General features: G+C 61.1%; 27 protein-coding genes. All 27 read left to right on the top strand.

All coding sequences use genetic code 11. From position 1 onward, the window contains the following. The first annotated feature begins 3 nt into the window (after window positions 1–3). A complete protein-coding gene (locus AAGT95_RS03710; protein WP_342595601.1) occupies window positions 4–2,016 on the top strand; it encodes a DNA topoisomerase III in 2,013 nt (670 codons plus the stop codon). A gap of 1,277 nt (window positions 2,017–3,293) precedes the next feature. Continuing rightward, window positions 3,294–3,830, top strand: coding sequence for an STY4534 family ICE replication protein (locus AAGT95_RS03705; protein ID WP_342595600.1), 537 nt, complete (start codon window positions 3,294–3,296; stop codon window positions 3,828–3,830). A gap of 90 nt (window positions 3,831–3,920) precedes the next feature. Continuing rightward, on the top strand, window positions 3,921–4,211 hold the full coding sequence (locus AAGT95_RS03700; protein ID WP_342595599.1) for a hypothetical protein: 291 nt from the start codon (window positions 3,921–3,923) through the stop codon (window positions 4,209–4,211). Between the two features lie 297 nt (window positions 4,212–4,508). Further along, entirely contained in the window at window positions 4,509–4,751 is a 243-nt protein-coding gene (locus AAGT95_RS03695) for a hypothetical protein (protein WP_342595598.1), read from the top strand. Window positions 4,752–4,835: 84 nt separating this feature from the next. Beyond that, window positions 4,836–5,630 (top strand): hypothetical protein, encoded by a 795-nt coding sequence (locus tag AAGT95_RS03690; RefSeq protein WP_342595597.1) that lies wholly within the window; start codon window positions 4,836–4,838, stop codon window positions 5,628–5,630. A gap of 150 nt (window positions 5,631–5,780) precedes the next feature. Further along, window positions 5,781–6,404 carry a hypothetical protein gene (locus tag AAGT95_RS03685; RefSeq protein ID WP_342595596.1) on the top strand — a complete coding sequence of 208 codons (624 nt, stop codon included), beginning with the start codon at window positions 5,781–5,783 and terminating at the stop codon, window positions 6,402–6,404. Further along, window positions 6,394–7,299 carry a hypothetical protein gene (locus AAGT95_RS03680; protein ID WP_342595595.1) on the top strand — a complete coding sequence of 302 codons (906 nt, stop codon included), beginning with the start codon at window positions 6,394–6,396 and terminating at the stop codon, window positions 7,297–7,299. Before AAGT95_RS03685 ends, AAGT95_RS03680 begins: the two co-directional genes overlap by 11 nt. A gap of 10 nt (window positions 7,300–7,309) precedes the next feature. Then, complete coding sequence (locus tag AAGT95_RS03675) at window positions 7,310–8,026, top strand: TIGR03759 family integrating conjugative element protein (RefSeq protein WP_342595594.1); 717 nt, start codon at window positions 7,310–7,312, stop codon at window positions 8,024–8,026. 18 nt (window positions 8,027–8,044) lie between these two features. Continuing rightward, a complete protein-coding gene (locus AAGT95_RS03670) occupies window positions 8,045–8,803 on the top strand; it encodes a hypothetical protein (RefSeq protein ID WP_342595593.1) in 759 nt (252 codons plus the stop codon). Between the two features lie 75 nt (window positions 8,804–8,878). Beyond that, on the top strand, window positions 8,879–9,385 hold the full coding sequence (locus AAGT95_RS03665; RefSeq protein WP_342595592.1) for an integrating conjugative element protein: 507 nt from the start codon (window positions 8,879–8,881) through the stop codon (window positions 9,383–9,385). After that, window positions 9,382–11,565 carry a type IV conjugative transfer system coupling protein TraD gene (gene traD, locus AAGT95_RS03660; RefSeq protein ID WP_342595591.1) on the top strand — a complete coding sequence of 728 codons (2,184 nt, stop codon included), beginning with the start codon at window positions 9,382–9,384 and terminating at the stop codon, window positions 11,563–11,565. Before AAGT95_RS03665 ends, traD begins: the two co-directional genes overlap by 4 nt. After that, on the top strand, window positions 11,552–12,256 hold the full coding sequence (locus AAGT95_RS03655; RefSeq protein WP_342595590.1) for a TIGR03747 family integrating conjugative element membrane protein: 705 nt from the start codon (window positions 11,552–11,554) through the stop codon (window positions 12,254–12,256). The genes traD and AAGT95_RS03655 overlap by 14 nt, the downstream gene beginning before the upstream one ends. Window positions 12,257–12,487: 231 nt before the next feature. Further along, window positions 12,488–12,802, top strand: coding sequence for a helix-turn-helix transcriptional regulator (locus AAGT95_RS03650; RefSeq protein WP_342595589.1), 315 nt, complete (start codon window positions 12,488–12,490; stop codon window positions 12,800–12,802). Continuing rightward, a complete protein-coding gene (locus tag AAGT95_RS03645) occupies window positions 12,795–13,823 on the top strand; it encodes an ATP-binding protein (RefSeq protein ID WP_342595588.1) in 1,029 nt (342 codons plus the stop codon). Before AAGT95_RS03650 ends, AAGT95_RS03645 begins: the two co-directional genes overlap by 8 nt. Further along, the gene (locus AAGT95_RS03640) at window positions 13,801–16,311 is read left to right on the top strand and encodes a S8 family peptidase (protein WP_342595587.1); all 2,511 of its coding nucleotides are present in this window, start codon (window positions 13,801–13,803) and stop codon (window positions 16,309–16,311) included. Before AAGT95_RS03645 ends, AAGT95_RS03640 begins: the two co-directional genes overlap by 23 nt. A gap of 237 nt (window positions 16,312–16,548) precedes the next feature. Further along, window positions 16,549–16,896: an RAQPRD family integrative conjugative element protein gene (locus tag AAGT95_RS03635; protein ID WP_342595586.1), complete on the top strand. Its 348-nt coding sequence runs from the start codon at window positions 16,549–16,551 to the stop codon at window positions 16,894–16,896. Next, complete coding sequence (locus AAGT95_RS03630) at window positions 16,896–17,129, top strand: TIGR03758 family integrating conjugative element protein (RefSeq protein WP_342595585.1); 234 nt, start codon at window positions 16,896–16,898, stop codon at window positions 17,127–17,129. Before AAGT95_RS03635 ends, AAGT95_RS03630 begins: the two co-directional genes overlap by 1 nt. A 101-nt stretch (window positions 17,130–17,230) precedes the next feature. Then, window positions 17,231–17,596 (top strand): DUF2976 domain-containing protein, encoded by a 366-nt coding sequence (locus tag AAGT95_RS03625; protein ID WP_342595584.1) that lies wholly within the window; start codon window positions 17,231–17,233, stop codon window positions 17,594–17,596. 15 nt (window positions 17,597–17,611) lie between these two features. After that, window positions 17,612–18,034 (top strand): TIGR03750 family conjugal transfer protein, encoded by a 423-nt coding sequence (locus AAGT95_RS03620; protein WP_342595583.1) that lies wholly within the window; start codon window positions 17,612–17,614, stop codon window positions 18,032–18,034. Continuing rightward, entirely contained in the window at window positions 18,024–18,719 is a 696-nt protein-coding gene (locus AAGT95_RS03615; RefSeq protein ID WP_342595582.1) for a PFL_4703 family integrating conjugative element protein, read from the top strand. Before AAGT95_RS03620 ends, AAGT95_RS03615 begins: the two co-directional genes overlap by 11 nt. Beyond that, window positions 18,716–19,618, top strand: coding sequence for a TIGR03749 family integrating conjugative element protein (locus AAGT95_RS03610; protein ID WP_342595581.1), 903 nt, complete (start codon window positions 18,716–18,718; stop codon window positions 19,616–19,618). The genes AAGT95_RS03615 and AAGT95_RS03610 overlap by 4 nt, the downstream gene beginning before the upstream one ends. Further along, entirely contained in the window at window positions 19,615–21,108 is a 1,494-nt protein-coding gene (locus AAGT95_RS03605) for a TIGR03752 family integrating conjugative element protein (RefSeq protein WP_425356046.1), read from the top strand. Before AAGT95_RS03610 ends, AAGT95_RS03605 begins: the two co-directional genes overlap by 4 nt. 31 nt (window positions 21,109–21,139) lie before the next feature. After that, on the top strand, window positions 21,140–21,565 hold the full coding sequence (locus AAGT95_RS03600) for a TIGR03751 family conjugal transfer lipoprotein (protein ID WP_342595580.1): 426 nt from the start codon (window positions 21,140–21,142) through the stop codon (window positions 21,563–21,565). After that, complete coding sequence (locus tag AAGT95_RS03595) at window positions 21,565–24,519, top strand: conjugative transfer ATPase (RefSeq protein WP_342595579.1); 2,955 nt, start codon at window positions 21,565–21,567, stop codon at window positions 24,517–24,519. Before AAGT95_RS03600 ends, AAGT95_RS03595 begins: the two co-directional genes overlap by 1 nt. Further along, window positions 24,516–25,097, top strand: coding sequence for a DUF2726 domain-containing protein (locus AAGT95_RS03590; RefSeq protein WP_342595578.1), 582 nt, complete (start codon window positions 24,516–24,518; stop codon window positions 25,095–25,097). Before AAGT95_RS03595 ends, AAGT95_RS03590 begins: the two co-directional genes overlap by 4 nt. After that, window positions 25,067–25,720 carry a hypothetical protein gene (locus AAGT95_RS03585; RefSeq protein WP_342595577.1) on the top strand — a complete coding sequence of 218 codons (654 nt, stop codon included), beginning with the start codon at window positions 25,067–25,069 and terminating at the stop codon, window positions 25,718–25,720. The genes AAGT95_RS03590 and AAGT95_RS03585 overlap by 31 nt, the downstream gene beginning before the upstream one ends. Further along, window positions 25,717–26,502, top strand: a complete 786-nt coding sequence (locus AAGT95_RS03580; RefSeq protein WP_342595576.1) for a DsbC family protein — start codon at window positions 25,717–25,719, stop codon at window positions 26,500–26,502. Before AAGT95_RS03585 ends, AAGT95_RS03580 begins: the two co-directional genes overlap by 4 nt. Window positions 26,503–26,513 lie beyond the last annotated feature (11 nt).

Raw genomic sequence — 26,513 nt, 5'->3', positions numbered from 1 at the left:
GTCATGTCTCGATTGTTCCTCTGCGAAAAACCCTCTCAGGCGCGCGATATTGGTGCGGTCCTGGGGGCAACCCGTAAAGCCAATGGCTGTCTGCAGGGCGATGGCGTCGTCGTCACCTGGGCCTTTGGTCATCTCCTCGAACAGGTCCCTCCCGAAGCCTACGATCCGGCGCTCAAGCGCTGGTCATTAGACACGCTGCCGATCCGGCCGACGCAGTGGAAGAACACGGTGCGCAAGGATGCCGGCAAGCAGTTCAAGGTGATTCAGGGGCTGCTCAAGCAGTGCAGCGAGGTGATCGTCTCCACCGACGCCGATCGGGAGGGCGAGACCATCGGGCGCGAGATCCTCGACGCCTGCCGCTATCAGGGGCGTGTCTCTCGCCTCTGGCTGTCCGCGCTCGATCAGGCGTCGATTCGCAAGGCGCTGGCCAACATCCGTTCGGGAGAGTCGACGTATCCGCTGTACCAGGCGGGGCTGGGCCGTTCCCGGGCGGACTGGCTGGTTGGGATGAATCTGACCCGCGCGTTCTCGGTGCTGGCTCAGCAGCAGGGTCATCAGGGCGTCCTGTCGGTCGGCCGGGTGCAAACCCCCACGTTGGCGCTTGTCGTCCGACGCGACCAGGAAATCGCGAACTTCGTTCCCAAACCGTTCTGGGAGGTGGTGGCAGACCTGCAGGCGCAGGGCGGTTCGTTTCAGGCAAAGTGGCTGCCGGCCAACGCTGACTGGCTCGACGAGGACGCGCGATGCGTCAATCCGGAGGCGGCGCGAGCGGTCGCATCCCGATGCCAGGGCGCGGCGGCGACTGTCGCGGCCATCGAGACGTCACGGAAAAAAGAGTCGGCGCCGCTGGTGATGGATCTCGGCACGCTGCAGCAGGAGTGCTCGAAGCGATACGGCTTCGGTGCCCAGCAGGTTCTCGACATCGCCCAGTCCCTCTACGAAACCCACAAGGCCACGAGCTACCCGCGTACCGATTGCCGTTATCTGCCGACATCGATGCTGTCCGAGGTCGGGGCCGTCGTGACGGCGCTCCTGCATTCGGATGAGAAGCTCTCCCCGGTGATCGGTCGACTGGACCAGACGCTCAAGAGTCGCGTCTGGAACGACAGCAAGATCACGGCTCACCACGGCATCATTCCCACCACGGCGCCTTGCCGTATCGATCGGATGAGCGAGGAGGAGTTCCGGGTTTACGATCTCATCCGTCGGCACTATCTGGCGCAGTTCCTGCCGGCGCACGAGTACGATCAGACCGATGCGAGGCTGGATCTCGCCGGCGAGACGTTCGTGGCCTCGGGCCGACAGGTACAGGTCGAGGGTTGGAAGGTGCTCTTCCCCCGAAGGAAGGGCAAAGGGCAGGACGGTGACGACGAGGAGCAAGAAGGTTCCGGCGCGCAGGCGCTCCCGCCTCTCCGTCAGGGGGAGAGCTGTTCGGTACAGAATCTACTGGTGAGGGATCGTCAGACCCAACCGCCGAAGCCCTTCACCGAGGGTGCGCTGATCTCGGCGATGAAGAACGCGGCCCGGTTCGTCACAGATGAGCGGCTACGAGCGCGACTGCGCGAGAGTGCCGGCATCGGTACCGAAGCGACACGCGCCGGCATCATCGAGACACTGCTCAGGCGAGGCTTCATCCGGAAAAAAGGGCGCACGATCGTGTCGACCCCGGTTGGGCAGGGACTGATCGCGGCGCTACCGCCTCAGATCAGCAACCCGGGAATGACTGCCCTCTGGGAACAGGCGCTGGATCAGGTCGCCGAGGGGGCGATGACGCTGGAATATTTCATGGAGCGTCAAAGCACATTGCTCGACAAGCTCATCGGTATCGCGCTTCAGCGTCCCCAGTTGAATCTCCCCGAAGCACCGAGCGAGACCTGTCCCAAGTGCCAGGCGAAGATGCGCAAGCGCAAGAGTAGCAAGGGTTCCTTCTGGTCCTGCTCCCGCTATCCCGACTGCGATGGAGTAAAATCCTTAGCGCAAAATGGTGTAAAAAGAAAAACTCATCGCAAGCGCTGATAGGCTTAATCTCAGGGGATATTTATGCAACGGGGTTATACGGCAGTTACCTTATTGTCAATTTTATTGACGTGGAACAGTGCAAACGCTTCAACGCTGGGTGATAGTGACGTCAAAACAGCATGTAAGGCTGCGGTCTATGCGGGTGAAGCCGTCAGTAATGCATCGGGAGAGCGATTCAGAACTTGGGATCAAGCAGCAGGCGCGGTTCTTAAAGCGTTGTCTGATAATCTCGAGAACAGTGGCTTGAAAGTCTCTTTTGCGGATTTCAATCGCCTCTCTGAGATCGCAAAGGAGACTTATCGGGAGCTAGTGACGGCGTCACCTGCTTCTAATGCGGATGATCTGCTAGCGTCCACAGCCACGAAGCGCTCCAGTGAGTGTCTTAGAACGCTCCCGGTCGCAGATAGTTGATGTTCACATCTGCCTCATGGATGGGGGGCTGCAGAAGCTTTCCATCTTGCCAGATCGCTAATACTCCTCGATAATTGCTCTTGCACCCCGTTGCCAACTGACGGTCATCAGTTGGTCCCTTTGGACTCTCCTTGGGTCCGAACCCAAAGCGCTATCACCTGGCGAAAGAGCGCACCCCCTCGCAGGCTCCGCTTGCACTACATTGGCGTGTATGCGGGTTCCAGGTTCCCTATGTTTCAGGTCGACCGGTCGTCGACCATTTCTTCAAGCCCATTTCGACCGGCCAGCCAGGCATCTCGTCACAGGTGCCTCGCTGGCCGGTTGGACTTGTTTTTACCGTGGCGGCGCCCACCGCCTGACCCCTGGGCTCCCTTTGTGCGGGGATCCGCGCACAACCGTATCGGTCCATCGCCATGATTCGGGACCGGATGCAGCGGCAATCGTCACCATGACTACGAGGGGCATGGCCGATGGCCGGCATAATGGCTGATTCATATTTGCTACCCAAACCGGTATCGGTAGCCGACTGGACGCGCAGTTCTGGTCATCAATCCCAAGGCGAGGCGGCGATGTTCGCTGCCTCGGCTTGCGATTGACGATCGATGATAGGGGGGTTGACGCCGTGAAAAAGTGGCGCAATCCTGTCGATGTAAGCCGCTGGTCACTGACGGTCATCAGTGACGCCTTTTTGCCTTCGGGCAATTCCCGAAGCCGTTAACGCATCCCGAGAGACGGCGCTCACCTGAGCTGGATGCCACTTCCGAATTCTCGGCCTCGCGCCGAACCACCATCCGGGGGAACACTTTCCCCGATGGGATGGTGTATCTCCTGGAGTCCTACGACTCGATCCAAGGAGTAACACCATGTCTAACTCGACCGATAACCAGTTCTTCGACCTTCACATTACTGGCGTTGGCTATGTCAATCGGATCCGCAAGATCACGCCCAAGCGTGGCGAAGCCTTCTGGGCTTGCGACATATCCGCGTTGAATGGTCCTGCCAATGATGTTGAATATCGCCGTTTCGACTGTCGCGTTAGCGGTGCCGAAGCGGAAAAGCTGGTCAAGAAATTTGCCGCAACCGTGGCCGATCGCAAGGAGAAGGGTACCAACGAGCCCAAGATCCTGATCGGCTTCAAGCTCGGCGACCTCTATCCCGATCTGTTCACGCGGACCAAGGGGGATCGCGCTGGTGAAACAGCCGTGAGCCTCAAGGCGCGTCTACTGTTCGTCAATTGGGCCAAGGTGGAAGGCGACAAGGTTTATGAATCGCCACGGCGTGACGAAACTCCGTCAATCGATATCAGTGCCCAGGCTGACGATACAGCGTCGCAGGGAACCGGTGTGCCTGCCCAACCCGCCATCAGCGGATCGGTCGGTGCCGCCGAAGCGGTCGTCTGATTCCACCTCAACCACCTCACCATCCGGGAAAGCGTTAGCTTCCCGGGGGGTGTGGTTTAACCCACCCGCTCGCAGGGAGATCTCTCCCTCATGGGCGACATCTCTCTTGCAGCATTGACTGGAGATGTCATGTCCTACTCTTCTCGACTTCGCATCGCTCGCGCGATATTTGACGCGGCTGATCGAATCAGCAGCAGTATTACCGCTGCGTGCGTTGTTGCAGCTCTTCTGGGTCCAGCACTCGAGACACAGCCCGACGGCTATCTCACTGCTTTCGTGGCAGGTGCGATTTTTCTCGTCCTGGCCCTGATCGCTGGGATTGCCAAAGGCATGCTAGACTCACTGATAACCAAGGCCGAAACCGATGGAGGTGATGCCTGATGGACTCTGCAAACCTGCTGTTGGGTACAATTTTTGTCGTGCTGACCGTATCGATGACGGTTGCTGGTGGTTATGCCTATACCGTCCATCGCAAGCTGGAAGCGCGACGGAAACGCTGACACAGGCCGATCCTTACATGTCATGAGCTGCCTCCTTCGGGAGGCAGTTTTCGTTCCAGCGGGATAAACCTCCCGGAACCCTTCAAAACAGCTCCGTCGTCAGACGGACTTAACGTTTCTTCTCCCCCCGGGGCCATTTCCCGGTGGAATGGCTCCATTCCTTCAAGGAGCCATCGACATGAAACCGTACTGCTTGCAACCGGGATCCGCCGGTGATTTTCACAGTGTCTATGAGGGCAATCCAGCCTGGCCAGCGTGTCCGATGGGGCATTTGCGCCCGGCTTTCGACATTGAGCGTGACTACGGCCACGGTCCCTGGATCGTGTTCGACACGTTGGGGCGGCCCTTTTCCGGTGACTCACCGGAGACGGCGCTCGATGCCTTCACCACTCGTCCAATGACGCGGGTCACGCTGACCTGAGCGTCTTCTCAACCCACTCACCCAATCGGGGCCACGCCCCGAGGGGGTGGCTCCGATCACACCGATACACAGAGGAGCGATCCCATGAGTGATTGCCTGGATTATCAGCTTTCCAATGAAGACATCGACGTCATCTTAGCGGGTCTGAGGTTGCTTCAACGCACCGCCGAGGGAGACGTGTCTGATTGGGATATTCCCGACGAGATAAAAGAGCTTGCCGGCGAGAGCCTGGATGTCGAAAACGTCGATCGGTTACGCGAGCGACTCAACTTAGGTGGCTCTTCGAATGAAAGCGACGAGGATGAACGTGACGTTCTGATAAAGCGGGTACGAGCGGAGCTTTCGCGTCCCGAGTGGGACTCCGACACGGCTGCCAATTTGGCAACGGCGCTAGCCGATGCCGGATGGCCGGCCTTTTTCCCTGAGCATGAGGGGTGGTGTCTCGACGTCGAGGATGGAGTTTACGTCGTCATCGCTCGAGAAGACGGTCCGTTCCGGTCCAATGCTGAAGTCATGAAGTCGATTGCGCTTCAATTCGCCAGTGGTAGCCGATGGCATGGCCAAGTGTTGGACACGATCGGTATGACAGCATGCGGACAGGGTTTGCCACTGATGAAAATCGTCGGCTTAGGACCCACCTCGATCGACGTGATGGTATGCAACGAATTCAGGCCCGAGAGCTGTCTCGAGATCGGTTACCGACCGGATCCGTTTGCGCCTAGCTCGTGGTCGATATTCAGTCGAGATCCGGCTACCGGGGAAGCCAGCTGGGTTGCAGACAAGAAGGATTGTCGTAGTGCCTTGGCATTTTCCGCCGAGCAACTGGGTATGACCATCAACGAAGAGGTCGTTGCAACGTTCTCCAAATACTTTCAGTGATCTGAATTCTGGACGCCCTTCGGGGCGTTTTTTGGCACGTCGAAAGCGTCACGAGCGCAATTAACATTTCCCGTCGCGAGTGCGAGTGGCCTTCGGCACGGTGAACCCGATCACGATAATTCAGGTTCCCCGCGCGCGAGGCCAAGCTCGATGTATCCCTACCAGAAAACCCGTGTCGTTCCCTTAGCATTTCTGATTGCGCTCACTGCCGGGTGCGCCCATCAGCAGCAGGCACCGCAGCCGAGCGAGAGCGAACGCCTAGCTGCCGACTATCCCAACGCCGACAAGATGACTATCGCTCGAGGCGATGGGGCGGGTCAGTCCCGCGTGGTGGCGACCGGGTTGGATAAGCCCTCGCACGAGGTCGAGCCGGACGTCTACCGCAATCGCGATGCGTCTCGAGTCGAGGTGATGCGGGGCGGGCGCTATGTCCTGGTCACGGCCAATGCCACGTTGCAACAGCGCAATCTACTCGAACAGACCGTCAATATCTCGATCCCCGCGTCGATGACCCCATCCGTTGAGGATGGGTTGCGCTACACCCTGCTGCACACCGGCTACAGCCTCTGCGCTCCTCAGGAAGAACCCCAAGAATTGCTCTATAGCCGGCCACTGCCAGCGGCGCACTTCCGCCTGGGTCCGATGCCGCTTCGCGAGGCGCTTCAGGTGCTCGCCGGCAGTGCTTTCGAGGTCCAGACCGACCCCATCTCGCGGAACATCTGCTACCAGGTGCGCGACCAGCGTCTAATCGAGGAGACCGGCCATGACGGATGAACGCCAGACTCACGGCGATTCCGGCGAGCCGAAACAGGAATCCCACCTGGGAACGCCGATCGACTCGGACGCCGGACGTCGTGAGCCCTCATTCTCCCATCACGATGATGTCGGTGAGCAGCCCCCCGGGGACGCCCATCGAGAGGGTGCCATTGACGAGGAGCCAGGCTACACGCCCTATGTGGAGCGGCGCAGACGATGGAGCCCGTGGCGTCTGGCATTGCTGGTGCTGGGTGCTGTCATCATCTTGGCCGTTGTCTATCTCGTCGTCTTTGTCGACAGTGAGCCGGAGGGTCCAACTGTGGAATCTCGCCTGCAGTCACAGCAGCAGGTCATCGATCAGCTGCGTGTGCGCATCGAGGAACTGCAGAGCGGTCAGGACGAACGCCGTAGTCAGGCCGAGGGTACCAGCAACCGCCTCGGCGAGATCTCCTCTCGCATGGACGATCTCGAAGCACGTCGCCAGACATCTCCGCTGCAGGCGCTGCCCGAGCGTCTTCAAGCGCTTTCCGATCGGGTCGATGAGCTGTCCAGCTCCGTGGACGTGCGATTCAGTGCCGCGCAGGAGAAGGAGCAGTCGCTCGAGGCGTCGATCGAGGAAGTGCGCAAACTGCGGGCGAATCAGAAGACCAGTGCCCAGCAGAGTCAGCTCAAGCGTCAACGTCAGGGCCGTCGAGAGCCCGAGCCGCCGTCACCGCCATTTTCGGTGTCGGGCGTCGAGTTGCGCGGTGGGCGCAGCTATCTTGCAGTGGCATCCGGCAACGCGGATCGCTTGAGTGCTCTGCGTCTGGTCGGCGAGGGGCAGAACATCGGGTCTTGGCATCTGTCATCGATCGATGGCCCCTCGGCAGCGTTCACGATCGACGGCCAGACCGTGGTCGTTCCGGTTCCTTGAGGAGAGTTCCATGACGATGATTCGTGACCGACGCTTGGGCATCGCGCTGCTGTTGTTCGCGGCTTTGCCCGTGTGGGCTCAGCAGGGGCAGGAGAGAGAACCGACCCGCATCGATCAGACACGCCTGGAACAGAGCAGCCAGCGGGCTGCCGAGACCTGGGGGCTGAACCAGCAGGAGTATCGACGCTATGAGTCGATCATGGAGGGACCGCGTGGCACCTGGTCTCCCGATCTGGATCCGCTGACCGCGTTGGGGTTGGAGGCACGCAGTCAGGCCGAGCGTCAGAAGTATGCCGAGAAGCTGGTCGAGACCGAGCGTGCCCGCGTCGAAGCGGAACTCGCGTTCCAGCGCGCCTACGACGACGCCTGGCAGCGGCTCTATCCCAACGACATGCCGGTCAACTCGTTCACCACGAAAGGGGGCGAGGACGCGCCGCAATCGGTATTCGGCAGTAACCCGTCAACGTCCAGCCAGCGCCTGAATGTGGTGGTGGCTACCGAGGGCTGCAGCCAGTGCGAGGCCACCATGAAGCGGCTACTGAGCACCGGCGCGGCCATGGACATCTGGGTCGTGGATTCCAACGGCAACGATGACCGCATCCGCAGCTGGGCGGCCGAGGTGGGAATCCCGCCGGCGAAGGTTCGCGCCGGCACGATCACGCTCAACCATGGCGGCTCGCTGAACGTCGACGGCAGCGATCTGCCGCGCGTTGCGCCGAGGGGTTGACCCATGATCCCTCGGGGGTTGAAAGCAGCGACAACTGGGCTGGTCGCGGTGCTGGTCGTCGGGATCGCGCACGCCGGGCAACCCGACATTCCGTCCGCTTACGTGGTCGCCGCCGAGGACCATGGCGTGCCGCCGGCGGTGCTGTACGCGGTGGCCAGCGCCGAGTCGGTGGTCAGCCTCGATGCCGGACGTCGTCCCTGGCCCTGGACGTTGAACGTCGCTGGCAAGTCGATGCGTTTCGGCGATCGAGGCTCGGCTTGCCAAGCGCTCACCGATGCGCTCGAGACAACGAAGATCGTCGACGTCGGGATCGCGCAGCTGAACGTGCGCTGGCAGCCGCAGCTGTTCGGCGCTGGACAGCGTTTCGCGGATCCCTGCGACGGCCTTAACCCTTACGCCAATCTCGATGAAGCGGCGTCGCTGATTCGTCACCATTTCGACGAGGCCGGCGACTGGTTGATCTCGGCGGGGCGCTATCACCGTCCGGCAGGCGGTCGTCCTGCCGAGCGATATCGGGCCGTGGTCAGCGAGGAGCTAGCCCGACTCGGCGCGTTTCCGTCTCTCGAAGCGGCGTCGCCGGCACTGATGGCTGCGCGCCAGACACCCGCCCTGAAGCGTGCTCATCGACCTGCCGTATCGTCGGTCGTGAGCACCACCGCAGCCGCGACGGATGAGGCGTTGACGTGGGTTACGCCGAGCCCACGGACACCAGAATCCGACGTCACCTGGGTGACGCCCGAGCAGCGGCCCTGGATGGCTGAAGTCGCGATTCGATAGGAGACCTCAATTAAAAAATCACTCTGCCTCAGCCTGCTAACGGGATGCGCAGTGACGATCATGTCGATAGCAGCAATGGCACAAGCCCCCGTCGAGCGACCGCCGGGGCTGCCTCAACTGATGGTGGTTGCCGACCACGGTGGTGAATCCGCGCGACCCTATTACGTGGCCATCAAGGGCGCGGGGGTCGACGAGGAAGAGGGCTATGCGACCCAGTTAGGCGGAACACCACGTCCGTCCCGCCCCTATGGCGAGCAAGACATGCTGCCGCTTGAGAGCGAGCAGCTGACCCCCGGCACCGTGGCGCCGCGTCAGCTGGATCTGCCCGGCGGATTTACGCCGATCTTTTTGATTGGCGATGACGATCTGTCCCGGCAGTGGCTCGCCCAGCGGGGCGACATCCTGCGCAAGATGAACGCGGTGGGGTTGGTCGTGCAGGTCCGGGACGAGCAGGCTTTGCAGGCGCTTCGCAACGCCGCCCAGGGGCTCGAACTGCGGGCAGTGTCCGGCGATGGGCTGGCCGAGCGGCTGGGACTTCGTCACTACCCTACGCTGATCAGTCAGCGAGGTATCGAGCAATGAGCAGTAACCATCCCCTCGAATCTCTCCTGCGGCCCGCGGTCGAGCTTTACACCGTCTGGATCTGCGCCGGGTGCGCGGTCTTGTGTATCTGGGCGCCCTGGTCGCTGGCACTGGCGCCAAGTGTGGGCATTACCACGGCGGGCGGTTTTGCGGCGTTCGGGGCCTGGCGCTTTCGTCAGGCATGGACCGTGCTGCGCTATCGCCGCAACATGCGGCGTCTGCCGCGCTTCGCGCTGCCGGCGCGCAAGGTGCCGTTGAGCCGCCGTAGCCTCTGGCTGGGTAAGGGTTTCAAATGGGACGCCCAGCACACCCAGCGCCTGCATGAAGCGGCGCAGCCCGGGGCCAAGAGCTACGTCTTGCCGAGCCCCTGGTATCAGCGAGCGCGCCGGCTGGAACAGTCGATGGAAGGTGGCGCTGTCGGTCAGCATATCGCGGCATTGCTGCGGTGGGACTCGTTCCTGAACCCGGTGCGGCCGCTGCCGCCGGTGGGCGGGCGGCCCGCGCTGCACGCCGTCGAGTGGAAAGAGCACGATGTCTGGATGCCGCTGGGCGAGCGCGTGGGCCATACGCTGGTCGAGGGGACGACACGCGTGGGCAAGACGCGGCTGGCCGAGATCTTGATCACCCAGGACATTCGCCGTGGTGACATCACCATCTGCTTCGACCCCAAGGGCGACGCGGACCTGATGATGCGCATGTATGCCGAGGCGCAGAAGGCTGGTCGCGGCGACGAATTCTATATATTTCATTTGGGTTGGCCGGACGTGTCATGCCGCTACAACGCTGTGGGGCGTTTCTCGCGGCTCTCCGAGGTATCGACACGCGTGACAGGCCAACTCTCCGGCGAAGGCAACTCTGCTGCGTTTCGGCAGTTCGCCTGGCGCTTCGTCAACATCGTCGCTCGGGCGCGCCACGCCCTGGGCGAGCGGCCAAGCTACGGTCAGATCCTGGCCGACGTGGTGAACATCGATGCGCTGCTGATGCAGTACGTCCAGGAGACGCTGGAACAGCAGATGCCAGGCTCGAACCAACAGATCACGGAGATCGAGGGCAAGCTCAATGACCGCAATATGCCGCGCAATATGGTGGGGCGTCACAAGCGGGTTGTGGCGATCGTCCAATACCTGCAACAGCCCGAAGTCATCGAGACACTGACCGATCCTGTCCTGGATGGTCTGCTGTCGGCGGTACGTTACGACAAGACCTACTTTGACAAGATTGTGGCCTCGCTGTTGCCGCTGCTCGAGAAGCTAACAAGCGGCAAGATCGCGGAGCTGCTGTCACCGGACTACAACGACATTGAGGACGAGCGCCCGATCATCGACTGGCAGCAGATCATTCGCAAGAAGGGGGTGGTCTACGTCGGGCTCGACGCGCTCTCCGACTTCGAAGTCGCGCAGGCCGTTGGCAATAGCATGTTCGCTGACATCGTGTCGGTGGCCGGTCACATCTACAAGTTTGGCTCCGAGGATGGGTTGCCGGGGCAGGGCGGGAGCCATAAACAGCCCATCAACCTGCATTGTGATGAGTTCAACGAACTGATGGGCGACGAGTTCATCCCACTGATCAACAAGGGCGGCGGTGCCGGCATCCAAGTAACGGCCTACACCCAGACGCTGTCGGACATCGAGGCGCGTATCGGCTCCCCGGCCAAGGCGGGTCAGGTGGTGGGCAACTTCAATAACCTGATCATGCTGCGCGTACGCGAGGAGCGCACCGCGCGGCTGCTCACCGATCAGCTCGCCAAGGTCAACGTGGCGACCCGGCTGATGGTCTCGATGGCCAGCGATAACGCTGACGTCAATTCCGATCAGGACTTCAGCTCCTCAGCCGGCGATCGTATTGGTACCGAGTCGGTGGAAATGCTGACCTCCAACGACGTGATCAACCTGCCCAAGGGCCAAGCGTTCGCGCTGCTTGAAGGCGGGCAGCTGTGGAAGATCCGCATGCCGCTGCCGTTGCCGGACAAGACCGAGGACGTGCCGAAGGACGTGGCGGACATTGCCGCGCGAATGCGAGCGAAGTACGCGACGGGCGATCAGTGGTGGGAAGGGGTCATGCCGCCGCCGATCCACGTGGATTTCAGCGTGCCGGCGAGCCGTCAGGATGCATCCGATCGCCACGGTGGTGGCAGCATGTCTCATGGCGAGGCCGGGGAGGTGAACGATGGCGAGGGATGACGCGCCAGCGCAGCGCGCCGAGAAAAAACGCAGTGGCCTCATCGGCACGCTGCTGAAGTTTCCGTTCACGCTTATTGCCATCGTCGTGGTCTCGATCTTCTGCTCGATCGTGATCGAGTGGGTGGGAATCTACTTCGGCTGGTTCAGTCAGACGGGATCGGACCACGCCTATCAGACCATGCTTTCCGAGATGGGCTATCTGGACAGCCAGTTCACTCGCTCGCTATTGGTCTCGGCACCCATGGAGTTTGCCAATCGGATCGTGGACACCTGCTATCAGTGGTTGTTCGTGAAGTCGGGGATTGCCGCCTGGGCCGAGTCGGGTAGCGATTCGGAAGGCTGGATCGACGTGATCAAGACCTATCTGCAGGCGGGTATGTACGTCACCCTGATGACACTGACGCGTTGCGTCCTCCTGATCCTGACCTCACCGCTGTTCATACTGGCCGCCCTGGTAGGCTTCATCGACGGGCTGGTGAGCCGGGATCTGCGCCGCTTTGGCGCGGGGCGCGAGTCGGCGTTCATCTACCATCACGCCAAGCGGATGGTGACACCGATTTTCTTGGCCGGCTGGCTGATCTACCTGTCATTGCCGTTCTCGATCCACCCGAATTTGTTTTTGCTGCCGTGCGCGATGCTGTTCGGGTTGATGATCGCCATCGCGACATCGAGCTTCAAGAAGTATCTCTGAGGCAGTGCTTACGGACCAGCCTTGTTTCGAACTCGGCAAGATCTTTTTTCCTATTAGGCAATTCCTGGACCTCGCTGTAGCCGCCTTGCTCGCATAGGTCTTCTAGTGTAAGGCCCTCTCTACCACGCGATGCCGAGACCTTATTCGGGATGAGCTGGTGTAGAAACGTTCACTGGTGGTAAAATTGTGATGAACCAGTGGTTGTCGTAAGTCAATAATTGATCAATTGCCATGAACGTAGGCCAAGCTATCCGATTGTGCAGAACACAACGGGGTGTATCACAGAGTGTTATTGCGTCCCGGGCGAATTGCTCTGTGTCCTACTTGTCTATGCTTGAGAACAATAGGCGCGATCCAACGCTCTCGACAATCATCAAAATTGCTGAGGCGTTGCATGTACCTGTTGGCCTGCTGTTCCTGCTAGCTGCTGATCAAAAAGAATTGGGTGACGACGAGAATATCGCAAGCCAGCTGATGCAATTTGCGTTGGCATCATTGGAAACATCGGCTAAAACAACAGCGCAGGCGGGAGGCCTCAATGGCTAATGCCGAACAACTTAAGGCGTTGGTGAAATCCCATATCGAACGGGATGATAGGCACTTCTACTCCGTTGCCATGCAGGTTGCCGCGCGCGAGGCCAAAGTAGGCCACGGTAAGCTCGCACAGGAACTGCGAGATATGATCGACGGAGCTAAGGCTCGTATCTCCCAGACTGAAACTCTGGGCAACGCAGTGCCACTGGCTCAACCACGGGGCGAGCTGGCGAATCTGCTAACGGTAGCCTATCCGAAGAATCGACTGGTGGACATGGTGCTTGATGAGGAAATGGCGGAGCAACTTGGCCGTATCCTGAAAGAGCAAAAGCACCATCTGCGCATTCGTGAGCATGGTCTTTCGCCACGACGCAAATTGCTGTTGGTCGGGCCGCCCGGCACTGGCAAAACGATGACGGCATCCGTGTTGGCAGGCGAGCTTGGGATTCCCTTATTCTCTGTGCGGCTCGATGCACTAATTACCAAGTTTATGGGGGAAACGGCTGCCAAACTGCGCCAAATATTTGATGCCGTCAGAGAGGTTCGTGGCGTCTACTTCTTCGATGAATTCGATGCCATCGGTTCGCAGCGAGGACTTGCCAATGACGTGGGCGAGATCCGGCGAGTGCTAAATAGCTTTCTTCAGATGATCGAGAACGACCAGTCGCACAGCCTCATCATTGCTGCTACTAATCATGTGGAGATCCTCGATTATGCACTATTTCGACGGTTTGATGATTTAATCGAGTACCGGTTACCGGAAAAGCCTCAGGCCGCCAAGCTTCTGAAGGCGCGACTTGGAACGTTTGCCCCGAAGCCTTTTCCGCTCAAGTCGCTCACGGCGAAAGCGGAAGGATTGAGTTACGCGGATATCAAGCGCGCTGTGGACGAGGCCATCAAGGAAGCAGTGATGCACGACGAGGACCGTGTGATATCAGCCGCGTTAACTCAAGCTTTAGATGAACGCAGGAAATACAGCATTAAAATGAACAATAAGGCCGCGCCGAACCATGCCGGATCAACCTCAAGCTAAGCGCCCCCATTTAGTTCTTCAAAACACATCTCGAGCGGTTGGATTTACGGCGAAGTCTACGCCCGTCACTCAGAAGCCCATTCCTGCCCAGCCCAGAAAGCAACATGGTGCGTCCCTCCAGGAACAGCTTGATGAGCTCAAGCCCGCGGCGGCGGATGCCGTGCGTGTCCAGCAGGAGTTGCAACTCGAAAGTGGGCTGGGCCTGCAGATCCAGTTCACCAGCCAGCCGCATGTCGCTCTGGCGATCGAGAGTTTGGCGAATGCGACCAAGAAGATCGAACTCCTAAGCGTTCACGAAGATAGCAACCGGACATATGCCAACGTGTTCGTCCCGGATGGAGCGCTTACGCACTTCGAACAATACGTCGCAGACTATTTGGCGGAGAAGAAGGGCAGCAGGGGACAGGCTCTTGACCATCGGAAACTGCTCGACGCCATTGAATCGATCAGGGGAGCAGAAATTAGAGGTTTGTGGACCGATGCGCCCGAGTTGCTACCGGCTGATCTCTCTACTGCCTTCTGGTGGGAGGTGTGGCTCCCGGTTCAGGGAGCTAGGCAGCGGGACGCGGTGGTGAAGGACTTCAAGAAACTCGCTCGCCGGGCGGAGTGTGTGGTCAGCGACAAGCAGGTTGATTTTCCTGAGCGCACGGTGTTGTTGATGTATGGCTCGCAGCAGCAACTTGCGCGCTCGGTCATGACCCTGAACTGCGTGGCCGAGCTGCGTTACGCGAAGGAAACCGCTGAATTTTTCGATGGTATGGTTGTTCGAGAACAGCGCCAATGGGCAAAAGATCTTCTGGCGCGCGTTCAGATAACATTAGCGGACGATGCTCCTCGTGTCTGTCTGTTGGATACAGGGGTAACACGCGTCCATCCATTGCTTGAACCCTTGATAGAATCGGACGATTTGCACACTGTGGAGCCAGAGTGGGGGGTTGGGGACGAGGTTGGTCATGGTACAAGCTTGGCTGGGCTGGTGGCCTATAGTGATCTCACCGATGCATTATCTTCGGTTGAGACGATCAAGGTTCCGCACCGGCTGGAGTCGGTCAAGTTGGTACCGGCGGAGGGTGCCAATGAAGGTGATGCACGCCATCATGCTTATCTCTTCGTGGAAGGGGTTGCTCGCCCCGAAATTTCGGCCCCGAATCTTCCCCGAGTATTTACGTCGGCCGTCACGGCTTCGGATTACCGAGACCGCGGGAGGCCTTCCTCGTGGTCGGCTGCTGTCGATGGCCTTGCAGCCGATGCGGATGGTGAGGGAGAGAATCCCCGCCTTTTCGTACTTTCCGCGGGCAATACTCGTGATCCTGGTGCATGGGCTGAATATCCCGACTGCCTTACCACTAATCTGGTTCATGATCCTGGGCAGGCGTGGAACGCCATCACCGTGGGGGCTTGCACCGACAAGACGGATACACAGGGGCATCCCTCGTTGAATTCCATCGCGGAATCTGGCGGCCTCAGTCCGTTTACCACCACGACTGGGACATGGGATCGCGCATGGCCGTTAAAACCCGATGTGGTGATGGAGGGAGGCAATGCGGCCAAGGATGAATTTGGTGCGTCATGGATGACCAGTCTGAGTCTTTTGACCACCCATCACCGACCGCTTGATCGTTTGTTCACGACTAGCAACGCCACCAGCGCTGCGTCGGCACTTTGCGCGGGTATGGCGTCTCGAATCATGGCCGCCTACCCGCATCTACGACCGGAAACGGTGCGTGCGTTGATAGTGCATTCAGCGCGATGGAGCGAATGCATGCGAGAGATGTTCTTGCCCGCGGCGCCGAACAAGGATCACTACATTAATTTGATCCGCCATTGTGGATGGGGCTCGCCGGACCTGAATCGCGCGCTGTGGAGCGCGAGTGATTCCTTGACCCTGGTAGTGGAAGACGTGGTGTACCCGTATAAGAAGGTCCCAGGTAAAGTTGTAACACGCGATATGAATTTACACTCCTTGCCGTGGCCCAAGGCGGAGCTGGAGGCGTTGCAGGACACACCTGTCGAAATGCGCGTAACCCTCTCGTATTTCATTGAGCCCAATCCCTCGGCTCGAGGTGTTACTTCAAAGTATCACTACCCTTCGCATCGACTACGCTTTGATGTCCAGCGTCCGCTAGATGCGTCGACCGATCAATTCGTTGCGCGACTGAATGCCGCCGCGCAGCATGAAGATGAAGGCAATGATAATCACGTCAATTCTTCTGATCCGAACTGGCTACTGGGCGGACGACGGCGGCACCGTGGCTCATTGCATCAAGATGTTTGGAAAGGCACGGCTGCAGAACTAGCTAGTCGAGGGTTCATCGCCGTTTATCCTGCGGCCGGGTGGTGGAGAACACGAACTGCGCTGAAGCGTTATGGATTGCCAGCTCATTACAGCCTAGTTGTATCGATTGAGACGCCACAGACGGAGGTGGATTTGTATGCGGCCGTTGCGCAAAAAATTCCCTTGGCAAACGCCGTTACGATAGAGGCATAAAGAGCGATCGGATGCGTCATCGCCTAGATTGATGATCGCGGTCGCCACATCAACTTCAAAAAGTACCTCTGAGCCAGCTTTCCAGTGGCTCGACTCCCGGTCCCTTTCAGGCGGGGCCGGGCTCTTAAAAACCCGCCAAGAATACCCCGCTGTTTCGCTTAACGTTTCCGGCTGATCCCTGCGTGAGTTGCCTCGACCATGAGGCCATGTCGTCATCACTCACGACGGGACTCAACCATGACGGTGCGCCAACGCTTTTCCCTCTCTTCTCTGTTCACGAGCCTCGTGCTGGCCAGCGGCCTGTCGACCCCTGTTCAGGCCGATGACATCGACGAGATTCAGCGCCGCGATCTGGCGCTCATCCAGACCCAGATCGAGCAGATCAAGGTCGTGGTCGATCGCATCAATGCGAGGCAGCAAAACGCGGATCCCGAGTCCACGCGGATCTACTTCGATATCCCGCGTCTGCGCGATGACTTGCAGGCCATCACCAGCGGCATCGATGCCTATCTCGCGCCGGACCGTCTGCTGCCACGCCAGCCCCAGGCGCTAGATGGCGACTACCTCGAGGACCGGGGGCCGTAATGGCTGTTTCGACCAACACCGCCTTCGAAGCCGGCGCGGGCGCAAGCCCCGATACCGTCTACCTACTGATCGCCAGCGTCGGCTGCGCGCTCGCCATTCTATGGCTCACCTGGCTGACTATCAGCGCCTGGCGCGGCTGGACGGGCGGCCGCTTCGGCGAGTGGATCATGACCTGGAGCTTCATCCGGGGCGTGATGGTCGTGGTGATTCTTTTCTGGCTGCTTCTGCGGTAGCGGGCGCAGCAGAACGCCCCATCCGGGGCAATGCCGGCCACCCACGCCATGGTGGCCGGATGGCAAGCAACCCCAGCAAGTGACCCAAGGAGAATCGAGCGATGAAATCCATCATGAACCTCTTCCGCCACGCCCGAGGCGCGTTCGCGCCATCCGCTGCCGTCCTCATAGCCTTGCCCTCGGTGGCTATGGCTACACTACCGCAGCAGGAGAGCATTACCGAGGGTGCCGACGGCGATCTCTTCGGCACCATCCAGGGGGTGGGGCAGGAAGGCTTCAGCCTGGGCTTCATTGCCTTGGCGGCGTTCGCCATCCTCGTCTACATCGTCGGCCTCATCTGGGCCTTCAACGAGTCCAAGAAACGCGGGGAGTGGAGTGTGCTTGGGGCCGTGCTCGGCTTCGGCGTTCTCATGATCGTGGTCGTCATCTGGCTGGCGAACTACGGCGACCCGATCATGGGCGGCTGAGGGAGACGTCGGACCATGACCATCGAGTTCATTCCCTCTCGTCTGAACGCCACGCCCGTGGTTTTTCGCGGCATGACCGGCAAGGAACTGGTGATCTGTGCCGCGTCGGGGCTGGTGTTCTTCATCCCCGTCGGGATCGTCGGCTGGGCGATCGTGGGCATGGGGGCCATGGTTCCGACCTGCATGTTCCTGGGCGCGGCCCTGTTCCTGTGGTTCGGCGGCACTTTCATGCGCCGCCTGCGACGGGGCCGTCCCACCTCCTGGGTCTACCGCCGCATTCAATGGCAGCTCGAGACGTTCGGGATTCCGGTACCCGGGGGTAGTGAGTTGATCCAGAAATCGATTCGCTGGCGAATTCGCCGCGATCCGGTGCGACGTCCGGTAGTGAAGAAATCCCGTCGTCGCCAGCGTCATCAGGGGGGCCATCATGAGTCGTAAGCGCCATGCCTTGTCGGCGCGCGACGCGCACATTACGTCGCTGCGCGCCGCGATCGGCATTCTCGTCTTGATCTGCGCCGGGCTTTTCTGGGGCTGGAAGACCGCGCCGGACCGGCTGACGATCTACACGCCCCCCGATCTGCGCACGGGCAGCACGCGCGAGTGGTGGAAAGTTCCCGAGCCGAACATCTACACCTTCGCCGTCTACGTTTGGCAGACCCTCAACCGCTGGCCGGCCAACGGCGAGGCCGACTACAAGCGCAACATCAGCGCCTACAGCACCTTCCTGACACCGGCCTGCAAGAACTATCTCCAAAACGAATACGAGCAGCGCCGTTCCCGGGGCGAACTCAAGGGGCGCGTCAGGGGCATCTACGAGATCCCCGGTCGCGGGTTCCAGAATGCGTCACCCAACGGATCCGGCGGGGTGCGGGTGATCGATCGCGATCACTGGATCGCCACCCTCGATATGGGCGTCAGCGAGTCCTATGCCGGCACGTCCGTCAGGGACGCCTATGTCCGCTATCCCGTCTACGTGAGTCGTGTGGACAACGATCCCGACAGCAACCCCTGGGGGCTGCAGATTGGTTCCAGTGAAGGCTGTTTCGCAGGCGTGCCTCAGCGACTGGGATATGCCGACGACGATAGCGACGCCGATTCATCCAGCGAGGTAGCCCAGCCATGAACCCACTATCGATCATTTGCCACGGCATCGTCCTGTTGACGCTTCTCGTGGCGACCCAGGCGCAGGCCGTCGAGATCTTACACTGGGATCGCAAGCCACTGCCCGTCGATCTGCCCGTGGGCAGCGAGCGTGTCATTGTGCTCGATCGTAATGTCCGCGTCGGGCTGCCGCGTGAGATCGCCAGTGTCGATACGCTGCGCGTGCAGAGTGCCGCTGGCGCGATCTATCTCAAAGCCAACAAGCCGTTCGATACGCAGCGAGTGCGCATTCAGGACGTCGAGACCAACGAGGTTGTCCTGTTCGATCTGACCGCCAAGGAGAGCGGTGCCAGCGACGAAGAGATCCAGGTGGTCTTCCCGGATGGCGGATCAGCCGACGCCAGCGATAGCGCCTCTGCCGACTCCTCGTCGTCCGGCAAGGCCGATCGGCAGGCCGGCGAGGCGACGCAGGCTCACACGCCGGTGCCGGTCGTGCTGACCCGCTACGCGGCACAGTCGCTGTACGCCCCGACCCGAACCCTCGAGCCCGTCCAGGGTATCAATCGCGTGGCAATGCGCTTACCCGAGCGTATGCCGTCGCTGCTGCCATCGCTGCCGGTCACGGCCACGCCCATGGCCGCGTGGAAGTTCAACGGCTGGGTGGTCACGGCGGTCCGACTCTTGAATCGCGACCCGTCGCGCGCCTTCGAACTCGATCCGCGCTGGCTGCAGGGCGATCTATACAGCGCGACCTTCATGCACCCGACGCTCGGTCAGCGCGGCAGCGTCAGGGATACCACGACCGCGTTCATCGTGACGCGTGGGCAGCCTTTGGCGCAGGCCCTGCCGCTCTCCGATCTGGCAGACGGCGGCGTGTCCGCGTCCTTCGAGGAAGGCATCCGGGTAGGAGGTGACTCATGAAGCTGCATGGCAACGGCCTGTTGAAGGTACTCGTGCCGCTGTTTCTGGCGCTGGCGTTGGCCATCGTCGTGATGTGGCCGAGTTCGGACTCGGATCAGCAGCAGGCACAGCAGGGCTCGCTCGACAAGAAGGATCCTTCGCTGACGCTCAGTCAGGACGAACTCAAGGCGCTGGGCATCGAGGGCGACACGCCGGAGGACACCGTGGCCACCCTGGTGGGTCAGACGCGGGCGATGCGCGAGGACATGAATCGGATCCTCGATGCCAACGACAAGCTGCGCGAACAGAATCAGGAGCTGGCCGAGCGTAACGATAACGTGGATGGGCGCATCCGCAGTGCCTTGCGCGACCAGCAGCATGGGTTCACGCAAGAACAGCGACAGAATCAGAGCTTGCTCAACAACCTCCAGGGCCAGATCCGCAACCTCAAGGACGGCTTCACCGGCGACGGAGAGGAGAGCGGTGATGACGACATGCCGATCGGGCTCGGTCTCGAGGGCGGCGGTGGCCCTACCGGCAGCTATGGCGGGGGCGGCAATCTGGCGTGGGTCGAGCCGATGGATCAGCGTCAGGATACCGGGCGTGCCAACTCGCGCCGCGACGAGGGGCCGGCGTTCCCGACCTCTTTCAAGGCGGCGGCGAGCGATGTCGGTGACGCGGCCTCCCGTGCCAATAGCGCGATCAAGGCGAGCGCTACCGGACAGCCGGACGAGGCTACGGTCGAGCCGATCTACACCATCCCCGAGAACTCGACTCTGATGGGTTCTCTGGCGATGACGGCGCTACTGGGACGAGTGCCGGTCGATGGCACGGTCAACGATCCCTATCCGTTCAAGGTGATGATCGGTAAGGACAACCTGACGGCCAACGGCATCGAGCTGCCCGAAGTGCGGGCCGCCGTCGCCAGTGGCACGGCGACCGGCGACTGGACGCTCTCCTGCGTACGCGGAAACATCACCAGTCTCACCTTCGTGTTCGAGGACGGCACGATCCGTACCGTGCCATCGCCAGAAGACGTCAACCAGGGCGGTGGCGGTAACGATAACCGCAACCAGAACCAGACCATCGGTGGCGGGGACTCCATCGGCTGGATCAGCGACCAGGCGGGTCTTCCCTGCATCAGCGGCATGCGCCGCAGCAATGCTCAGCAGTATCTCGGCACACAGGGGCTGCTGACGGCCGCCGGCGCTGGCGCGGCAACGATGCTCTCCGACGACGACTCGACCTCGATCACTTCGTTCGGCAGTGATGGCTCGATCTCCCAAGCCATGAGCGGCAACCAGGCCGTGGGCCAGATCCTGAGCCAGGGCGTCAACGATATGAGCGAGTGGGTCAATAAGCTCTACGGCGAAGCATTCGCGGCGGTCTACGTGCCTCCGGGCCAGAACGTGGCCATCCACATCGACAAGCAGCTGCCGATCGATTACGAGACCGAAGGGAGGAAGGTGCGCTATGACACGTCAACCGCAACCACAGTCGGGCTCGACTGAGCGCCGCGCGACGGCGCGAGTTGCAATCGCCATGCTGGGATTGATCAGTCTCGCGCTGCTGTCGGGCTGCGCGACCTCCAAGGACGAGCTGATGCCGACCAACGGCATGACCATGCAGGAGCTCTGGGAGCAGGGTTCCACGGTCGGTGGCGAAAGCCACCATACCGGTAGCCCGGGTCAGCGTGCGGTAGATGACGCACGTGGCGTGCTTCGACGCCCGATCGGAAACGGCGAGATGCGAGCCGAACAGACGCGTTACACGCGGGACGCGGCTAACGAGATCTACAGCCAGTTCTCGCGCTTGCCCAATCCCGATTTGGTGATGTTCGTCTATCCCCATCTCGCCGGCGGCGAGTCGGTGCCGGTCCCGGGTTACTCGACGGTGTTCCCCCTCTACAACAAGCCGCAGTACGCCATGCCCGGGGAGGGCGCGCGACCGGCAGGGAGGACGCGCTGATGTCATTCAATGCGCTCATGAACCGCTGGTTCGGTAATGCCGGCCAGTCCGACTCCGAGGCGGTAGGGAATGATTCAGATGCCCCACGCGGCGGGCGCCCGACATCGGTGCCGCGCGGCAAGCCGATTACAGAACGCGATGTCGACAAGCTCTACGAGCGTGCGCCGTCGTTCGCCAACTATTTGCCATTCATCGAGTATCTGCCGGCGTCGCAGAGCTTTCTGATGGATGACTGCCGCTCGGTGGGGATCGTGGCAGAGATCGTGCCGCTGGCGACGGAAGGGCGCTCCGAGGAGTGGTTAACCGCCAAGCGCGACCTGATCGAGGGGGCGTTCCAGGACGCGCTCCCGCAGCACGACAACTCGCCCTGGGTGGCGCAGATATATGCCCAGGATGAGGTCGACTACCGCGACATCATGGAGCGCCTGAAAGCCTATATCGACTGTCCGGACCCGGAGTCGACCCGGACATCCAGCGGCCTGTTGGAGACGGCCTACACCCAGGAGTGGCTGGGACAGTTCGAGCGCCATCTAAAGTCGATCTCCCAAGAAGGCGGCGTCTTCCACGACGACGTCGTGACACAGACCCATTGGAAGGGCCAGACACGTCGCACGCGGCTGGTACTCTATCGTCGCCTCAACAAGCAGGCCCAGTCCGGGCGCGGGCAACCGCTGACGCCGGAGGAGGAGGCCAACATGGTCTACGACCGGCTGGCCTCGGCGCTGGAAGGTGTGGGCCTGACGCTGCGCCGCTACGACGGACGCGATTTCCATCGTTGGATGGTCGTGTGGCTCAACCCGCGACCGGCGATGTCGCCCGAGGATCCGCAGGCGTTCTACGACCTGGTGGAGTATCCCGGCGACGATAACCTGCCGTATGACTACGACCTGGGCGGTGACGTGCTGTTCAAGGCCCCTGAGTCCGACGCGGACAAGGGTCTCTGGTACTTCGATGGCCTGCCGCACCGCTGCCTGGTCGTCGATGAGCTGCGCCGGCGTCCCGACATCGGGCATATCACCGGTGAGGTCAAACGCCAGGGGAGCAAATCCAAGGTTTCCAACGCGTTGATGGACGTGCTTCCCGAGGGGACGGTCATGGTGCTGACCATCGTCGCGTCTCCCCAGGAACCGCTCGAGGACCACATCAACCGGCTCAAGGACAAGGCCCACGGCGACAGCGTGCTCGCGGTCAGCGTGCGCCGCGATTGCGAGAAGGCCAAGGAATTCATGGCCGAGCGTCATTACCTGTACCAGTCGTCGCTGGTGTTCTACGTGCGTGGAGAAGACGAAACGGATCTGCGCCAGAAGTGCCAAGCGCTGAGCACCAAGCTGTATCAGTCGAGCCTGAAACCCGTGGAGCCGGAAGACGAGATCGCTTCGCTCAATACCTATCTGCGCTGGATGCCGATGGCGTTCGATCCCGACAAGGACGCGCGCAACCGCTGGTATACGGCCTACAACTACGTCCAGCATCTGGCTAACCTGAGCCCGTTTTTCGGGCGTGCCCGGGGCACCGGCCGTCCGGGCCTGACGATGTTCAACCGGGGCGGTGAAACCCTTTCCTTCGATCCCTTCCATCTGGCCGATCGCGAGAAAAACGCCCACGCGTTCATTAGCGGGCCGACCGGAGCGGGTAAGTCGGCGTCACTCACCGCCATGTGCGCCCAGCTCATGGCGGTACGCCGGCCGCGCCTGTTCATTCTGGAGGTCGGCAACAGCTTCGGGCTGCTCGCCGACTACTTCGAGCGCAATGGCCTGAGCGTCAACAAGGTCAAGCTGTCGCCCGGATCCGGCGTGTCACTGGCCCCGTTCCTGGAAGCCCATCGACTGCTCGAGGACGAGCACGCTCGCCGCCGCGCTGCCGAAGACGCCGAGGCGCGTGCCCGAGGAGAAAGCGTCGACGACGCGTTGCCGGCACCGATCGAGGACGAAGACGAGGAGGAGAGCCTCGACGAGGACAAGCGCGATCTGCTCGGCGAGATGGAGATTACCGCGCGGCTGATGGTCACCGGCGGCGAGGAGGAGGAAGAGCGCCGCTTTCGGCGTGCCGACCGGCGCATGGTACGCGATGCCATCATGCGCGCCGCGCGCCTGACCTTCGAGGAGGGGCGGCCGTGCAAGACCGAAGACGTGCGAGAAGCGTTCTTCGCGATCTCCCGCGATCCCGACGTCCACGAGGAAACCCAACGCCGTGCCAACGAGATGGGCATGAACATCGGGCTGTTCTGCGATGGTTTCGATGGCGAGGTGTTCAACTCCACCGGCGAGCCCTGGCCGGAGTGCGACGTGACGCTGGTCGACCTGGCAACCTATGCCCGCGAGGGCTACGGCGCGCAACTGGCCCTGTCGGTCATCTCGATCACCAACATGATCACCAATCTGGCCGAGCGCACCCAGTACGACGGTCGCCACATCGTCCAGATCATCGACGAGAGCCACGTCGTGACGGTCAATCCGCTGCTGAGCCCGTTCTTCGTCAAGGTCGGCAAGATGGGCCGCAAGCTCATGTACTGGCTGTGGTTCGCCACTCAAAACGTGGAGGATTTTCCCGCCGCCGCCGAGAAACTGCTCAACATGATCGAGTTCTGGATCTGTCTGGTGATGCCGCCCGATGAGGTTCAGAAGATCAAGCGCTTCAAGTCGCTGTCGCCGGCGCAGGAGGAGCTGCTGCTGTCGGCCTCGAAGATCTCCAAGAAGTACACCGAGGGCGTGGTGCTCGCCTCGGCGGTGGAGTCGCTGTTCCGGGTCGTGCAGCCGAGCTTGTATCTCGCATTGTCCGGGACAGAAGGCGACGAGAAGAAGGCGCGGCGCAGCATCATGATCGAGAAGCGTTGCTCCGAGCTGGATGCCGCGATTCATATCGCCAAGGAGATGGATGCCAAACGCGGCTTCATCGACGAAGCCGCGTTCGAGTCCGGTGGCCTGCCTCAGCGGGACGAGGACGTCGCGGTATGAGCCAAAGCTGCATCAACGAAGTGATGAGTCTTGTCGGCGTGGTCGTAGTGGGGCTACTGGCACTCGGCGTCATCGGCGCGGTTCTCACGAAACTGTCCGTCCGCCGTGGTCGCTCGCTCCCCTATGTAGTGCAAACCTCCCTCAACACACCCGCCGAGCAGGCATTCCTGGGGGCCGTTCAGCGCGCCGTGGGTTCGACGTCGCTGATCGCCTGCAAGGTCCGCATCGCCGACGTACTCCAGGTGCGCTTTCGCAAGCGTCACGGACGCGATCAGCGTTGGTGGCGTTACTTCCGTTTGATCAGCGCCAAGCACGTCGATCTCGTGCTATGCGAGCCACGCGGTGGGCGCATCCTCGCCGCGATTGAACTCGACGATCGCAGTCATCGCCGTGGCGATCGCAAGCGTCGCGACCGTTTCGTGGACCGGGCCTTTGCCTCGGCGGGGGTGCCGCTTCTGCGTTTCGCGGCCAGCGGCCGCTACGATGCGCGCGAGATTCATGAACGCCTGGCGCCTTACCTCACGACCCCGGAAGAAGGATCGGTTACATGCCCCAACTCCAGATCGACAACGCGATGAGTCTTGACGCGAGAGCGCGCACGCTGCATCTACTCCCGGTCCTACAGGTCGATCCCTTCGATGGGGTCGCGCTCGAGGACATCACCCTGTCGGTATCGGCGAGCTGGCTCGACACTCCCGTCATTCCTGCGACGGGCTGGACCCTTCGTCAGCCGTATCCCAACCGGCTCTACTTCGTGGGGGGATCCGATGACTGTCACCTGGGACACTTCACCACGCTGCCGGATGGGCAGCAGGCCGGTGAAGTCACCTTCCACTGGACCGTGGACGTTTCGGCGCTTCCTCCCGGGCATTTCCAGATCACACATCGACTCGACCTTGCGTTCGACGAGGGGGAGGGCCGCACCTGGTCGATGGATGTCGCCAACTGGTGGGGCCAGAGCGAGTTCGCCACGGACGGACACGCCACGCCCGAGATCGGGCGCAATCGGTTCTCCCGCCTCAAGCGTCAGGGGTTTTCGCCGAGCCGGCGTGCGCACGTCAGCGAGGCGCTGCGGGACGGGTGTCGTTACCTCGACATCCACGAATCGCTCTCTCTGCCGGCGATCACCCTGAGTGACTGCTGGACCATCGATACCTACGGCGGAGACGCCGTCCATGACTGCCTGGAGGCGCTGCGATGAAAACTCTCAACCTGTTATGCGCTGTCGGTCTGACGCTAATGATGCCCGTATCGGCGCAAGCTACCGGTATTCCGGTTCCTGATGTGCCGGACACGACACCTCCCGCTGCGCTGCAAGACCTGACAATCAACGGCCAGCCCGTGAAGACGGAATCCGTCCGGCGGGTCGCTCTGCAGGGACCGATCTACGAGGTGCGGCTGCGAAACGGTGACACTTTCTACAGTGATGCCCAGGGGCGTCATATGGTCGTAGGGAGTCTTTACGACAACGGCCCCGATGGACTCATCAACGTCACCGAGCAGCACGACCGTCAGGAGCGGCTGGACCAGCTGAATGCCATTCCAGAGGGAGGCACGGTGGAATATCCCGCCCAGGGCGAGGAGATCGGACGCATCACCGTCTTCACCGATACGACCTGTCCCTACTGCCAGAAGCTGCATCAGGAGATCGGTCAGCTGACACAAGCCGGTATTGCCGTGCGCTACGTGCCGTTCCCACGTGCCGGCACTCACTCACTGGCGGCAAACCATCTCGCCCAAGTGCTGTGTTCCCAGTCGCCGACCGAGGCAATGACGAGGGCCTTCCGTGGCGATCCGCTACAGGTCACGCCCGTCGAGAGCTGCCGGTCTGCCGTGGAGGATGGCTTTGCGCTGGGGCAGCAATTTGGGGTCCAAGGCACGCCTTCCATCGTCCTCCCCGATGGCGAGATGGGCGAGGGCTACGTGCCTGCACTGCGAATTATCGAGATGGTAGTCAATCCAGGGAATGGTTATTTACATTAAAGATTGATTGT

The sequence above is a fragment of the Salinicola lusitanus genome (assembly GCF_038648475.1).
Classification (GTDB): domain Bacteria; phylum Pseudomonadota; class Gammaproteobacteria; order Pseudomonadales; family Halomonadaceae; genus Salinicola; species Salinicola lusitanus.
Note: the sequence above shows the minus strand (reverse complement) of the source record. Positions and strands in the feature narration are given on the sequence as shown.

Bases quoted from the DNA above. Each gene is read 5' to 3' on its own strand.
- AAGT95_RS03710 (WP_342595601.1), top strand. From the start codon at position 4: ATGTCTCGATTGTTCCTCTGCGAAAAACCCTCTCAGGCGCGCGATATT.
- AAGT95_RS03705 (WP_342595600.1), top strand. From the start codon at position 3,294: ATGTCTAACTCGACCGATAACCAGTTCTTCGACCTTCACATTACTGGC.
- AAGT95_RS03700 (WP_342595599.1), top strand. From the start codon at position 3,921: ATGGGCGACATCTCTCTTGCAGCATTGACTGGAGATGTCATGTCCTAC.
- AAGT95_RS03695 (WP_342595598.1), top strand. From the start codon at position 4,509: ATGAAACCGTACTGCTTGCAACCGGGATCCGCCGGTGATTTTCACAGT.
- AAGT95_RS03690 (WP_342595597.1), top strand. From the start codon at position 4,836: ATGAGTGATTGCCTGGATTATCAGCTTTCCAATGAAGACATCGACGTC.
- AAGT95_RS03685 (WP_342595596.1), top strand. From the start codon at position 5,781: ATGTATCCCTACCAGAAAACCCGTGTCGTTCCCTTAGCATTTCTGATT.
- AAGT95_RS03680 (WP_342595595.1), top strand. From the start codon at position 6,394: ATGACGGATGAACGCCAGACTCACGGCGATTCCGGCGAGCCGAAACAG.
- AAGT95_RS03675 (WP_342595594.1), top strand. From the start codon at position 7,310: ATGACGATGATTCGTGACCGACGCTTGGGCATCGCGCTGCTGTTGTTC.
- AAGT95_RS03665 (WP_342595592.1), top strand. From the start codon at position 8,879: ATGGCACAAGCCCCCGTCGAGCGACCGCCGGGGCTGCCTCAACTGATG.
- traD (WP_342595591.1), top strand. From the start codon at position 9,382: ATGAGCAGTAACCATCCCCTCGAATCTCTCCTGCGGCCCGCGGTCGAG.
- AAGT95_RS03655 (WP_342595590.1), top strand. From the start codon at position 11,552: ATGGCGAGGGATGACGCGCCAGCGCAGCGCGCCGAGAAAAAACGCAGT.
- AAGT95_RS03650 (WP_342595589.1), top strand. From the start codon at position 12,488: ATGAACGTAGGCCAAGCTATCCGATTGTGCAGAACACAACGGGGTGTA.
- AAGT95_RS03645 (WP_342595588.1), top strand. From the start codon at position 12,795: ATGGCTAATGCCGAACAACTTAAGGCGTTGGTGAAATCCCATATCGAA.
- AAGT95_RS03640 (WP_342595587.1), top strand. From the start codon at position 13,801: ATGCCGGATCAACCTCAAGCTAAGCGCCCCCATTTAGTTCTTCAAAAC.
- AAGT95_RS03635 (WP_342595586.1), top strand. From the start codon at position 16,549: ATGACGGTGCGCCAACGCTTTTCCCTCTCTTCTCTGTTCACGAGCCTC.
- AAGT95_RS03630 (WP_342595585.1), top strand. From the start codon at position 16,896: ATGGCTGTTTCGACCAACACCGCCTTCGAAGCCGGCGCGGGCGCAAGC.
- AAGT95_RS03625 (WP_342595584.1), top strand. From the start codon at position 17,231: ATGAAATCCATCATGAACCTCTTCCGCCACGCCCGAGGCGCGTTCGCG.
- AAGT95_RS03620 (WP_342595583.1), top strand. From the start codon at position 17,612: ATGACCATCGAGTTCATTCCCTCTCGTCTGAACGCCACGCCCGTGGTT.
- AAGT95_RS03615 (WP_342595582.1), top strand. From the start codon at position 18,024: ATGAGTCGTAAGCGCCATGCCTTGTCGGCGCGCGACGCGCACATTACG.
- AAGT95_RS03610 (WP_342595581.1), top strand. From the start codon at position 18,716: ATGAACCCACTATCGATCATTTGCCACGGCATCGTCCTGTTGACGCTT.
- AAGT95_RS03605 (WP_425356046.1), top strand. From the start codon at position 19,615: ATGAAGCTGCATGGCAACGGCCTGTTGAAGGTACTCGTGCCGCTGTTT.
- AAGT95_RS03600 (WP_342595580.1), top strand. From the start codon at position 21,140: ATGCTGGGATTGATCAGTCTCGCGCTGCTGTCGGGCTGCGCGACCTCC.
- AAGT95_RS03595 (WP_342595579.1), top strand. From the start codon at position 21,565: ATGTCATTCAATGCGCTCATGAACCGCTGGTTCGGTAATGCCGGCCAG.
- AAGT95_RS03590 (WP_342595578.1), top strand. From the start codon at position 24,516: ATGAGCCAAAGCTGCATCAACGAAGTGATGAGTCTTGTCGGCGTGGTC.
- AAGT95_RS03585 (WP_342595577.1), top strand. From the start codon at position 25,067: ATGCCCCAACTCCAGATCGACAACGCGATGAGTCTTGACGCGAGAGCG.
- AAGT95_RS03580 (WP_342595576.1), top strand. From the start codon at position 25,717: ATGAAAACTCTCAACCTGTTATGCGCTGTCGGTCTGACGCTAATGATG.